The sequence below is a fragment of the Enterobacter sp. RHBSTW-00901 genome, assembly GCF_014103115.1.
Taxonomy (GTDB): domain Bacteria; phylum Pseudomonadota; class Gammaproteobacteria; order Enterobacterales; family Enterobacteriaceae; genus Enterobacter; species Enterobacter cloacae_P.
The window spans coordinates 4,185,858-4,198,151 of the sequence record NZ_JABXPB010000001.1; the positions used below are offsets into that span (position 1 = coordinate 4,185,858).

Annotated in this window: 8 protein-coding genes and 7 tRNA genes; 2 read left to right on the forward strand and 13 right to left on the reverse strand. The window is 52.8% G+C overall.

Features of this window, described 5'->3' with window-relative positions:
* Nucleotides 1-155: 155 nt before the first annotated feature.
* On the reverse strand, nucleotides 156-1,580 hold the full coding sequence (gene miaB, locus HV318_RS20165; protein WP_182274118.1) for a tRNA (N6-isopentenyl adenosine(37)-C2)-methylthiotransferase MiaB: 1,425 nt from the start codon (nucleotides 1,578-1,580) through the stop codon (nucleotides 156-158).
* A 135-nt stretch (nucleotides 1,581-1,715) separates the two neighbouring features.
* On the opposite strand from miaB, the gene ubiF reads away from it, so the two are divergent.
* The gene (gene ubiF, locus HV318_RS20170; protein ID WP_182274119.1) at nucleotides 1,716-2,891 is read left to right on the forward strand and encodes a 3-demethoxyubiquinol 3-hydroxylase; all 1,176 of its coding nucleotides are present in this window, start codon (nucleotides 1,716-1,718) and stop codon (nucleotides 2,889-2,891) included.
* Between the two features lie 109 nt (nucleotides 2,892-3,000).
* Here ubiF and HV318_RS20175 read toward each other — a convergent pair.
* The 12 genes from HV318_RS20175 to nagB all read right to left on the reverse strand — a co-directional run bounded on the left by HV318_RS20175 (nucleotide 3,001) and on the right by nagB (nucleotide 9,873).
* Nucleotides 3,001-3,075: transfer RNA gene (locus HV318_RS20175), tRNA-Gln, on the reverse strand.
* A 37-nt stretch (nucleotides 3,076-3,112) separates the two neighbouring features.
* Nucleotides 3,113-3,187, reverse strand: a tRNA-Gln gene (locus HV318_RS20180).
* 44 nt (nucleotides 3,188-3,231) lie between these two features.
* Nucleotides 3,232-3,308 (reverse strand) — tRNA-Met (locus HV318_RS20185).
* 17 nt (nucleotides 3,309-3,325) lie between these two features.
* Nucleotides 3,326-3,400: transfer RNA gene (locus HV318_RS20190), tRNA-Gln, on the reverse strand.
* A gap of 32 nt (nucleotides 3,401-3,432) precedes the next feature.
* A tRNA-Gln gene (locus tag HV318_RS20195) sits at nucleotides 3,433-3,507 on the reverse strand.
* Nucleotides 3,508-3,530: 23 nt separating this feature from the next.
* Nucleotides 3,531-3,615 (reverse strand) — tRNA-Leu (locus tag HV318_RS20200).
* Between the two features lie 8 nt (nucleotides 3,616-3,623).
* Nucleotides 3,624-3,700 (reverse strand) — tRNA-Met (locus HV318_RS20205).
* A gap of 226 nt (nucleotides 3,701-3,926) precedes the next feature.
* Nucleotides 3,927-5,591 carry an asparagine synthase B gene (gene asnB, locus HV318_RS20210; protein ID WP_182274120.1) on the reverse strand — a complete coding sequence of 555 codons (1,665 nt, stop codon included), beginning with the start codon at nucleotides 5,589-5,591 and terminating at the stop codon, nucleotides 3,927-3,929.
* A 249-nt stretch (nucleotides 5,592-5,840) separates the two neighbouring features.
* Nucleotides 5,841-6,593, reverse strand: a complete 753-nt coding sequence (gene nagD, locus HV318_RS20215; RefSeq protein ID WP_166717394.1) for a ribonucleotide monophosphatase NagD — start codon at nucleotides 6,591-6,593, stop codon at nucleotides 5,841-5,843.
* A 45-nt stretch (nucleotides 6,594-6,638) separates the two neighbouring features.
* A complete protein-coding gene (gene nagC, locus HV318_RS20220; RefSeq protein ID WP_182274121.1) occupies nucleotides 6,639-7,859 on the reverse strand; it encodes a DNA-binding transcriptional regulator NagC in 1,221 nt (406 codons plus the stop codon).
* Nucleotides 7,860-7,867: 8 nt separating this feature from the next.
* Nucleotides 7,868-9,016: an N-acetylglucosamine-6-phosphate deacetylase gene (gene nagA, locus HV318_RS20225; RefSeq protein ID WP_182274122.1), complete on the reverse strand. Its 1,149-nt coding sequence runs from the start codon at nucleotides 9,014-9,016 to the stop codon at nucleotides 7,868-7,870.
* A 56-nt stretch (nucleotides 9,017-9,072) separates the two neighbouring features.
* A complete protein-coding gene (gene nagB, locus HV318_RS20230) occupies nucleotides 9,073-9,873 on the reverse strand; it encodes a glucosamine-6-phosphate deaminase (RefSeq protein ID WP_182274123.1) in 801 nt (266 codons plus the stop codon).
* A 327-nt stretch (nucleotides 9,874-10,200) separates the two neighbouring features.
* On the opposite strand from nagB, the gene nagE reads away from it, so the two are divergent.
* Nucleotides 10,201-12,222 (forward strand): N-acetylglucosamine-specific PTS transporter subunit IIBC, encoded by a 2,022-nt coding sequence (gene nagE, locus HV318_RS20235; RefSeq protein WP_182274124.1) that lies wholly within the window; start codon nucleotides 10,201-10,203, stop codon nucleotides 12,220-12,222.
* The last annotated feature ends 72 nt before the right edge of the window (nucleotides 12,223-12,294 follow it).

Consider the following 12,294-nt stretch of genomic DNA (forward strand, 5'->3'; position numbering starts at 1 on the left):
CTCTTTGATTGGTTAGCTGACCTGGTGCCATATGGCGTAATAAAGCGGTCATTACCGAAATTATTCACGCCACAGAATAAAGGCGCAAGCATTGCGGAAGATATTGGGTCGTTGAGAGGAAATACAAGGCCTGCCGGACAGGCAGGCCAGAGGCATTAAGGCTGGTAAATACCTACGCCAGAATCGTTTTCTTTGCGGGTACGAGAAATAACGGATTCCGGTGATTCAGCAATACGCAGACCCATTTCATCTTCGGTACGTACCCGCTTCGCACGCAGAGAGTTGGTCAGCACCTCGACAATTTCGACGTCGACGAATTTGCCGATCATATCCGGAGTACCTTCAAAGTTCACCACGCGGTTATTCTCGGTACGGCCGGACAGCTCCATAATGCTTTTGCGGGAGGTGCCTTCCACCAGGATGCGCTGGGTGGTGCCGAGCATACGACGGCTCCAGGCGTTTGCCTGCTGGTTGATACGTTCCTGCAGAATGTACAGACGCTGTTTTTTCTCTTCTTCCGGCACATCGTCAACCATATCGGCCGCCGGGGTGCCAGGACGTGCAGAGAAGACAAAGCTGTAGCTCACGTCAAAATTCACGTCTCCGATGAGCTTCATGGTGCGTTCAAAGTCATCGTCGGTTTCACCAGGGAAGCCGACGATGAAGTCTGAGCTAATCTGGATATCCGGACGAGCTTCACGCAGCTTGCGGATGGTGGATTTATACTCCAGCACCGTATGCGGACGCCCCATCAGGTTCAGTACGCGGTCAGAGCCACACTGAATCGGCAGGTGCAGGAAGCTCACCAGCTCCGGCGTATCGCGATAGACATCGATGATGTCATCGGTAAATTCCATCGGGTGGCTGGTGGTAAAGCGAATACGGTCAATACCGTCAATCGCGGCGACCAGGCGCAGCAATTCCGCGAAACTGCCGGTGGTGCCGTCATAGTTTTCACCGCGCCAGGCGTTAACGTTCTGGCCCAGCAGGTTCACTTCGCGTACACCTTGCGCAGCAAGCTGTGCGATTTCAAACAGAATGTCATCGGCCGGGCGGCTGACTTCCTCACCGCGAGTGTAAGGTACCACGCAGTAAGTACAGTATTTGTTGCAGCCTTCCATGATGGAGACGAAGGCGGTCGGGCCGTCCGCGCGCGGCTCAGGCAGACGGTCGAATTTTTCGATCTCCGGGAAGCTCACGTCTACAACCGGGCTACGATTGCCGCGAACCTGATTGATCATCTCAGGCAGGCGGTGCAGGGTTTGAGGGCCAAAGACGATATCCACGTAGGGGGCTCTCTGGCGGATCAGCTTACCTTCCTGCGACGCGACGCAGCCGCCCACGCCGATGATCAGGTCCGGATTTTTTCGTTTGAGAAGTTTCCAGCGACCTAACACGTGAAAGACTTTTTCCTGCGCTTTTTCACGAATTGAACAGGTGTTTAGCAGCAGCACATCGGCTTCTTTCGCATTTTCAGTCAGCTGGTATCCGTGGGTTGTATCCAGCAGATCGGCCATCTTTGATGAATCGTATTCGTTCATCTGACAGCCCCAGGTTTTTATATGGAGTTTTTTAGTCATCGACTTGCTCAGCTCAGGATTGCAAGCCGCGTATTGTAATGCTTTGGTGGGGTTGTGACCAGTATGAAGGTTGTCAACCTCAGGACCACAAAAATCCGGTAAACTTAAGGGATTCTCCAATAAGGATAAATGACCATGACTCTCCAACAAACCGAAGTTGCCGTTGTCGGCGGCGGTATGGTCGGCGGCGCACTGGCGCTGGGGCTGGCGCAGCAGGGATTTGAGGTAACGGTAATTGAACAGGCGGTGCCTGCGGCATTTGATGCAACGGCCAAACCGGATGTACGGATTTCCGCCATTAGTGCGGCTTCCGTTGATTTGCTTCGGGGGCTGGGCGTCTGGGATGCGGTGCTGGCGATGCGTGCCCATCCCTATAGCCGACTCGAAACGTGGGAGTGGGAAAATGCCCACGTCGCGTTTGATGCTGCTGAACTGAAGCTGCCGCGCCTGGGTTATATGGTGGAAAATAACGTCCTGCAGCTCGCGCTCTGGCAGGCGCTGGAGGCGCATCCGAAGGTAACGCTGCGGGTTCCTGCATCACTTAAGGCATTACATCATCACAAAAGTGGGTATGTGCTGACGCTGGATAATGACGATGAGCTGTCTGTAAAGCTGGTGGTGGGGGCTGATGGCGCTAACTCACAGGTCAGACAGATGGCGGGCATTGGTGTGCATGCCTGGCAGTATCAACAATCCTGCATGCTGATCACCGTTCAGTGTGAGAAGGCTCCCGGTGAAAGTACCTGGCAGCACTTTACGCCAAATGGGCCACACGCCTTTTTACCGTTGTTCGATAACTGGGCATCGCTGGTGTGGTATGACAAACCGGCGCGCATTCGCCAGTTGCAGGGGCTTTCAATGGCGCAACTGCAGCAGGAAATTATGCAGCACTTCCCGCATCGTCTGGGCAATGTGACGCCGGTTGCTGCCGGCGCATTCCCACTCACGCGACGCCATGCGTTGCAGTATGCCCGTGAAGGGCTGGCGCTGGTGGGCGATGCGGCACACACCATTCATCCGCTTGCAGGGCAGGGCGTGAATTTGGGATACCGTGACGTCGATGCTTTGCTGGATGTGCTGGGTAATGCACGCAATCATGCGGAAGCCTGGGCCAGCCATCAGGTACTGAAGCGCTACCAGACACGGCGTATGGCAGATAACTTCATTATGCAGTCAGGGATGGATCTGTTCTATGCCGGATTCAGTAATGACTTAGGCCCGGTACGTATTCTGCGCAATATTGGCTTGATGGCGGCGGAACGCGCCGGTGGTCTGAAGCGCCAGGCGCTGAAATATGCATTAGGACTTTAATCTTTATTCCCTCTCCCTGTGGGAGAGGGGCAGGGTGAGGGCATCAGGCCGCACAATGCTGATCAACAAAAACAAAAAAGCCCGCAGAGCGGGCTTTTTTGTTACTAAGTGGCTGGGGTGCAGGGATTCGAACCCCGGAATGCTGGTATCAGAAACCAGAGCCTTACCGCTTGGCGACACCCCAATTGCGTTAAACAAACTGCTTAACGACTTTTTTAAATTGGCTGGGGTACGAGGATTCGAACCTCGGAATGCTGGTATCAGAAACCAGAGCCTTACCGCTTGGCGATACCCCAACAATTTTTTCTAGTCTACCGAATTACCCGATAGATTACTAATTTGGTGGCTACGACGGGATTCGAACCTGTGACCCCATCATTATGAGTGATGTGCTCTAACCAACTGAGCTACGTAGCCAGTACTGCGATCTTCGATGGCTGGGGTACCTGGATTCGAACCAGGGAATGCCGGTATCAAAAACCGGTGCCTTACCGCTTGGCGATACCCCAATACCGCGGAGAACCGCAAAATCGAAGAAATATGGCTGGGGTACCTGGATTCGAACCAGGGAATGCCGGTATCAAAAACCGGTGCCTTACCGCTTGGCGATACCCCATCCGTGCAACGCTTACCTGGGAATGGTGCGGGAGGCGAGACTTGAACTCGCACACCTTGCGGCGCCAGAACCTAAATCTGGTGCGTCTACCAATTTCGCCACTCCCGCAAAAAAGATGGTGGCTACGACGGGATTCGAACCTGTGACCCCATCATTATGAGTGATGTGCTCTAACCAACTGAGCTACGTAGCCATCTTTTTTTCGCGTTACCTTATCGGCGTTGCGGGGCGCATTATGCGTATAGACCCTTGCAGCGTCAACACCTTTTTCAACGAAAATGGCTGGAATGTGACTGTTTGGTTAGGTTGCGAACAGCGTGACCGAATATTCGGCAATTATTGGTTATTAATCGGTTTTGGGAAGTGAAAAGTGAGACAAAAAAATCAGGCCCCGGAGGGCCTGATTGCAATCTTATTGCTTATTTATAGGCAGACTGGTGAACGCCTACCGCACGCCCTGATGGATCGTTCATCGCTTTGAAAGATTCATCCCATTCAATGGCTTTCGCCGAAGAACACGCGACGGATGGGCCACCCGGAACACACTCGGCAGCGCTCGGTACCGGGAACAGTTCTTCAAAGATCTCGCGGTACAAATATGCTTCTTTAGAGCCCGGCGTGTTGTACGGGAAGCGGAAGCTCGCGGTTTCCAGTTGCTGGTCGGAAACCTGTTTAGCCGCCACCTCTTTCAGGGTGTCGATCCAGCTGTAACCTACACCATCAGAGAACTGCTCTTTCTGACGCCATGCCACGCTTGCCGGCAGATAGGATTCGAAACATTCACGCAGGATATGTTTTTCCATTTTGCCGTTGCCGCACATTTTATCCTGCGGGTTGATACGCATTGCCACGTCGAGGAATTTCTTGTCCAGGAACGGTACACGAGCTTCCACACCCCAGGCGGACATCGCTTTGTTGGCACGAGCACAGTCAAACATGTGCAGCGCCTGCAGTTTACGCACGGTTTCTTCGTGCAGCTCTTTGGCGTTCGGTGCTTTGTGGAAGTACAGGTAGCCGCCAAACACTTCGTCAGAACCTTCGCCGGAAAGCACCATCTTAATGCCCATCGCTTTGATTTTACGCGACATCAGGTACATCGGCGTGGAGGCGCGGATGGTGGTCACATCATAAGTTTCGATGTGATAGATAACATCGCGGATCGCATCCAGACCTTCCTGCACGGTGAAGTGAATTTCATGGTGTACGGTGCCCAGGTGGTTTGCCACTTCCTGTGCAGCTTTCAGGTCAGGAGCCCCTTCCAGGCCAACGGCAAAGGAGTGCAGCTGTGGCCACCAGGCTTCTGAACGTTCCTGATCTTCAACACGACGCGCAGCGTATTTCTTGGTGATCGCAGAGATCACGGAGGAGTCCAGGCCGCCGGAGAGCAATACGCCGTACGGCACGTCTGACATCAGATGGCTTTTTACGGAATCTTCCAGCGCCTGACGCAGTTCGGCTTTATCAGTGACGTTGTCTTTTACCGCGTCAAAATCGAACCAGTCACGCTGATAATACGAGCGGATCTCGCCGTCTTTGCTCCACAGGTAGCTGCCTGCCGGGAACTCTTTGATGGTACGGCAAACCGGTACCAGCGCTTTCATTTCAGAGGCGACATAGAAGTTGCCGTGTTCATCGTGGCCCATATACAGCGGGATGATCCCAATATGGTCGCGACCAATCAGGTAAGCATCTTTTTCGCTGTCGTACAGGGCGAAGGCAAACATACCCTGCAGTTCGTCCAGGAACTCTGGCCCTTTTTCCTGGTACAGCGCCAGGATGACTTCACAGTCAGAGCCGGTCTGGAAGGCGTAGCGATCGCCGTACTCTGCGCGCAATGCCTGATGGTTGTAGATTTCACCGTTGACCGCCAGCGCGTGCGTTTTTTTCTCGTTATACAGCGGTTGTGCACCGGCGTTGACGTCAACAATGGACAGGCGCTCGTGCGCCAGAATGGCTTTATCGCTGGCGTAAACACCTGACCAGTCCGGGCCGCGATGGCGCATCAGGCGGGACAGTTCGAGTGCTTTTTTACGCAGTTCGCCCGCGTCAGTTTTAATATCCAGTACGCCAAAAATTGAACACATAACCTTCTCCGTTAACCCTGTTGCTTTGTGATGTTGCTTGCTTATGAAAATGCCGTAAAGGGAGAGGGCGCGCAAGGGTTTTACGGGGTAAAACGGAAATAGTGCAATGGTGATTGCGGAATGTTGAAAAAAGAGTATGTCGTAAACGTTTTTATTGATGATTATGCAATGAATGGTAGGTTTTGTTAGATGTAACTGTCTTTATCAGGGGTGAAAATGAAAAACCACGCCCTGAGGCGTGGTTCTGAATCAGATGACATCAATTTCATCGACAGAGGGGTAAATCCAGCTCGGCCGGAACGGCATGGAGTCGATATCATCGAGTGTGGATACCCCGGAAAGTACGAGGATCGTCTCAAGGCCCGCCTGGAAACCGGCCAGAATGTCGGTACGCAAATTGTCACCCACAATGACAGTCTGCTCTGAATGCGCCTGCATTTTGTTCAGTGCGGCGCGGATGATCCACGGGCTCGGTTTACCGACAACAAACGGCTTACGGCCGGAGATTTTTTCGATACCGGCACACAGCGCCCCGCAGGCCGGATAAAAACCACGACCGTGGGTGTCCGGGTTGGTGGCGATGAAACGCGCACCGTTGGCGACAAAGTACGCTGCTTTATGCATCATCTCCCAGTTAAAAGAGCGCGTTTCGCCCACAATCACAAAATCCGGGTTCACATCAGTGATGGTAAAGCCTGCTTTATACAGCTCGTGGATCAGCGCGCCTTCGCCCACCACATAGGCCTTTTTTCCTTCCTGACGTTTCAGAAAATCCGCCGTCGCCATTGCCGAGGTGTAAAACACGGTGTCCGGCACGTCGACGCCTGCTGTAGCAAAGCGGTTCGCCAGATCCTGACCTGTCTGGGAAGGGTAGTTCGTGAGAAGAACCAGTGGCATTCCTTTGTCGATGATGCGGTGAAGAAACTCCGCAGCACCTGGCACGGCAACGTTGTCGTGCATCAGCACGCCGTCGATATCACAAATTACATTCTTAATGGTCATGGACATTCCGACATCAAAAAAAGAAGGCGTTACTATAAGATCCGATCAGGATTCCAGCAAATGCTGGAGTAGGATCCCGTTAAGCATGGCGCGTTTTACCAGCGCAAAGGCACCAATCGCTGAACGGTGATCGAGCGTAGAGCGCACCACTGGTAAGTTCTGGCGAAATGCTTTCAGCGCCTGAGTATTAATGCAGCCTTCAATGGCGGGCAGTAACACTTTTTCTGCTTCGATAATCTCGCCGGCGATCACCACTTTTTGTGGATTAAACAGGTTGATGGCAATGGCGATGGTTTTGCCCAGATGGCGTCCAACTTGCTCGATCACTTCACAGGCCAGCGCATCACCTTTATTGGCGGCTTTGCAAATGGTGCCTATCTTGCAATCGTCCAGCGTGACGCGACTTTGATACCCCTGTTCCAGCAGGTGGCGAACGCGATGTTCAATGGCTGCGTTGGCGGCGATGGTTTCGAGGCAGCCAAAGTTTCCGCAGTGGCAGCGCTCGCCGAGCGGTTCCACCTGGATGTGACCAATTTCTCCGACGTTACCGTTGCGGCCAATAAAAATACGTCCATTGGAGATGATGCCCGCACCTGTACCACGGTGGACGCGCACCAGAATAGAGTCTTCGCAGTCCTGGCTCGCACCAAAGTAGTGCTCTGCCAGCGCCAGAGAGCGAATGTCATGACCCACAAAGCAGGTCACCTTAAAACGTTTTTCCAGCGCGTCGACCAGCCCCCAGTTCTCAACCTGAATATGCGGCACGTAATGAATGACACCGGTTTCCGGGTCGACAAGGCCGGGTAAAATCACCGAAATGGCAATGAGTTCACGGATCTTGCGCTGACAGTTCTCAATAAAGTGCGCGATGGTATTCAGCAGCGCGTGCTCCAGTGTTTCCTGGGTGCGCTCCGGAAGAGGGTAGTGCTCTTCGGCGATGGCTTTACTGCTCAGATCGTAGAGCGTGAGCGTGGTGTCATGACGACCGAGACGGACGCCAATAGCCTGAAAATTGCGGGTTTCGGTAACAATGGAGATAGCGCGGCGTCCCCCGGTGGAGGCTTGCTGATCGACTTCTTTGATCAGGCCGCGCTCAATAAGCTGACGTGTAATTTTTGTCACGCTGGCGGGAGCAAGCTGGCTTTGTTCGGCTATCTGAATACGTGAGATTGGCCCATGTTGGTCAATCAGGCGATAAACTGCCGCGCTGTTAAGTTGTTTAACGAGATCGACATTACCGATTTGAGCTTGTCCGCCTGGTGTCATACTTTTACTTACTCAGTGACGACCTCGTTACCATTAACGATGGTCTTAATAATTTTATAATCGTGTGTGAATGCCGTCAGGTTTGCAACCATACCCGGTGCGATCCCACCCAGCTTTTTATCCACGCCCATTGCGCGAGCCGGATAGAGCGTTGCCATTCGCAGCACTTCATCAAGGGCAATCCCGCAATGTTCAACCAGGTTACGCACCCCTTCGATCATCGTCAGGGCCGAACCGCTCAGCGTGCCATTTTCATCCACACACAGTCCATTACGGTAGTATATTGTTTTACCAGCAAAAATGAACTGCTCAATATTTGCCCCTGCCGGTGCGGTGGCGTCAGTCACCAGGCACAGCTTGTCACCTTTCAGGCGCTTGGCGTTGCGAATGTTGGTGTAGTCGACGTGTAAACCGTCGGCGATGATACCGCAGTAGACGTCAGGTTCATCCAGAATCGCCCCGACCAGCCCTGGCTCACGGCCGGTAATATATGGCATGGCGTTATAAAGGTGGGTTGCAAACGTGATACCGGCACGGAAGCCTGCTTTGGCTTCTTTCTGTGTGGCATTTGAGTGCCCTGCAGAAACGACAATCCCGGCGGCAGCCAGTTTGCTGATGACGTCAGTCCCCGCCATTTCGGGTGCCAGCGTCACTTTGGTGATCACATCGGCGTTTGCACACATGTAATCAACCAGTTCGGCGTCAGGTTTACGTACATAATCTGGGTTATGTGTACCTTTCTTGACCATGTTCAGCCACGGTCCTTCAAGGTGAAGACCCAGCGCCTGATTAGGGTGTTTTGCCAGGTATTCGCGCATCACGCGGATACCCTGTTTCATCAGATCATCACTGCTGGTGATGAGCGTTGGCAGATAGCTGGTGCAGCCCGATTTCTCGTTGGCTTTCTGCATAATTTCCAGCGTGTCGACCGTCACCGCTTCTGCGGTGTCATTAAACTGCACACCGCCGCAGCCGTTAAGCTGTACGTCGATGAAACCGGGGGAGATCACAGCTCCATTGAGTGAGCGCTGTTCAATCTCCGGTGGCAGTTCAGCCAGCGGGCAAACACGTTCAATCAGGCCATTGGCGACAACAATCGCATGGTCATCCAGAATTTCGTGGCCGGTATAAATCCGACCGTGGGTTAAAGCGTACATAACGACCCCCGGTTTAAAAAAAAGCGACCGCCTCTGGATAAGAGGCGGTTATTCAATTACAGACCTTTGATGTTCTCAGCTTCCAGCTCGTTGAAGTATTTCAACGTTTTCACTTTCAGCTCCATCGTAGACGGCTCGTCACAGACGATGACTGATTTTGGATGCAGCTGCAGGCAGCTGATGGTCCACATGTGGTTAACGTTGCCTTCAACGGCAGCCTGAAGCGCCTGTGCTTTTACGCCGCCCAGTACCAGAATCATCACTTCTTCGGCATCCAGCAGGGTGCCTACGCCAACGGTCAGGGCGTATTTTGGAACCTGGCTAACGTCGCCGTCAAAGAAGCGGGAGTTTGCCACGCGCGTGTCATGAGTCAGCGTTTTAATACGCGTACGCGAAGCCAGCGATGACGCTGGTTCGTTAAAGGCGATATGACCATCGTTGCCCACGCCCCCCATGAACAGGTTGATCTTGCCGTAAGAACGGATTTTTTCTTCATACTGACGACATTCTGCGTCAATATCAGGCGCGTTTCCATTCAACAGGTTAATATTTTCAGCTGGGATATCAACGTGATCAAAGAAATTACGGTGCATGAAGCTATGGTAGCTCTCCGGATGTTCCTTTGGTAAGCCGACATATTCGTCCATGTTGAAGGTGACAACGTGCTTAAAGCTAACCTGGCCCGCTTTGTGCATTTCTACCAGAGCTTTATACGCCGTCAGTGGTGTCCCGCCAGTTGGCAGGCCCAGAACGAAAGGACGATCGGCTGTTGGTTTGAACGCATTGATACGGTTAGCGATATGACGAGCGGCCCATTTACCGACTTGTTCAGCAGTTGCCAGGGGAATCAGTCTCATTGTTCACCTCAAGAGTTAAAGTAAAAGCGTGGGCGGATAGCTATCGGAACCTGATACTTAAGCGTAACCGGAACTTGTCAGGCCAGATCAATCCGTCTTGATTTTTTGAATGATAAAATAAGTTTTCGCTGTTAGCCAGTGTGAGGGAGGGTAATTAACGATATTTGGTGACAAAAATCACAAAAAATACGCGTTTAATTTGCGATACGAATTAATTTTTCACACACTCAGAATGCCAGTGAATCATCAACCGTATATATAGGTTAGTGACACAATAAAAACACAGCTGAGAATGTGCCTTAAACGGGGTCTCATAGGGGGAAGAAAGTGAGTATTCTAGGTTATTTACAAAAGGTTGGTCGCGCACTTATGGTGCCGGTCGCCACGCTGCCTGCCGCAGCCATCCTGATGGGTGTCGGCTACTGGATCGACCCCAACGGCTGGGGTAATACCAGCGCGCTGGCGGCGTTCTTCATCAAGTCAGGTTCCGCCATTATCGACAACATGTCCGTGTTGTTTGCTATTGGTGTTGCTTATGGTATGTCCAAAGATAAAGACGGTGCAGCTGCACTGACCGGCTTTGTCGGTTTCCTCGTATTAACCACTCTCTGCTCACCAGCAGCGGTGGCAATGATCCAAAAGATCCCGGCGGACCAGGTTCCGGCGGCATTCGGTAAGATCAGCAACCAGTTTGTCGGTATTCTCGTGGGTATTATTTCCGCAGAACTGTACAACCGCTTCAGTAGTGTGGAGCTGCCAAAAGCACTCTCCTTCTTTAGCGGACGTCGTCTGGTGCCGATCCTGACCTCCTTCGTGATGATCTTCGTTGCGTTTATCCTGATGTACATCTGGCCGCTGATTTTCGACGGTCTGGTGAACTTCGGTGAACACATCCAGAAACTGGGTTCTGCCGGTGCGGGCGTGTATGCGTTCTTCAACCGTCTGTTGATCCCGGTTGGTCTGCACCACGCGCTGAACTCCGTGTTCTGGTTCGACGTTGCTGGTATTAACGATATCCCTAACTTCCTGGGTGGCGCACAGTCCATCGAATCAGGTAAAGCGGTTGTTGGTATCACCGGTCGTTATCAGGCGGGCTTCTTCCCAATCATGATGTTCGGTCTGCCGGGTGCAGCACTGGCTATCTACCACTGCGCGCGTCCAGAAAACAAAGCGAAAGTGCTGGGTATCATGATGGCAGGTGCGTTTGCTGCCTTCTTCACGGGTATCACCGAACCGCTGGAATTCTCCTTCATGTTCGTTGCGCCAGTACTGTACGTTATCCACGCTGTGCTGACCGGTATCTCTGTGTTCATTGCTGCAAGCATGCACTGGATCGCGGGCTTCGGCTTCAGCGCCGGTCTGGTGGATATGGTGCTCTCCTCGCGTAACCCGCTGGCGACCCACTGGTGGATGCTGATCCCACAAGGTCTGGTGTTCTTCGCTATCTACTACGTGGTGTTCCGTTTCACTATCACCAAATTCAACCTGATGACTCCGGGTCGCGAGCTGGCTGTTGCCGGTAGCGAAGCAGATGGTCAGGATATGAATGTTAGCGGTGCTCAGGATCAGGACGTTTCTGGTCTGGCGCGTCAGTATATTGCTGCAGTTGGCGGTTCTGACAACCTGACCGGTATCGATGCCTGTATCACCCGTCTGCGTCTGAACGTAAAAGACTCTTCACTGGTTAATGAAGCGCTGGCAAAACGTCTGGGTGCATCCGGTGTTATCCGCCTGAACAAAACCAGCGTGCAGATTATCGTTGGCTTCGTGGCGGAAAAAATTGCTAATGCCATGAAAACTACCGGCCCGGTAGCCGCAGCGGAAGCGTCTGCTGCTCCAGTCGCCGCCCCCGCTGCTGCAAAACCACAGGCTGTGCCAAACGCGACAACCATCGCGGCGCTGGTTTCGCCAGTAACCGGTGAAGTGGTTGCCATTGAGCAGGTGCCTGATGAAGCGTTTGCCAGCAAAGCGGTCGGTGATGGCGTAGCAGTGAAACCAACGGAAAAAACCGTGGTGTCTCCGGCTGCCGGAACCATCGTGAAAATCTTCAACACCAACCACGCGTTCTGTCTTGAGACTGAAAAAGGTGCGGAGATCGTTGTCCATATGGGTATCGATACTGTTGCGCTGAACGGTCAGGGCTTTACTCGCCTGGTGGAAGAAGGTGCTGAAGTGGTTGCAGGTCAGCCGATTCTGGAAATGGATCTGGACTTCCTGAACGCCAATGCGCGCTCCATGATTAGCCCGGTGGTTTGCAGCAACATCGACGACTTCAGCGGCCTGGTGATTCAGGCGAAAGGTCAGGTGGTTGCAGGTCAAACCCCACTGTATGAGATTAAAGGCAAGTAATCGCTCCTGAGTAGAGTTTGTGCCTTAAGCGGCGGGGGGATCCCCCGCCGCTTTTTTTTGCAGCAAATGCCC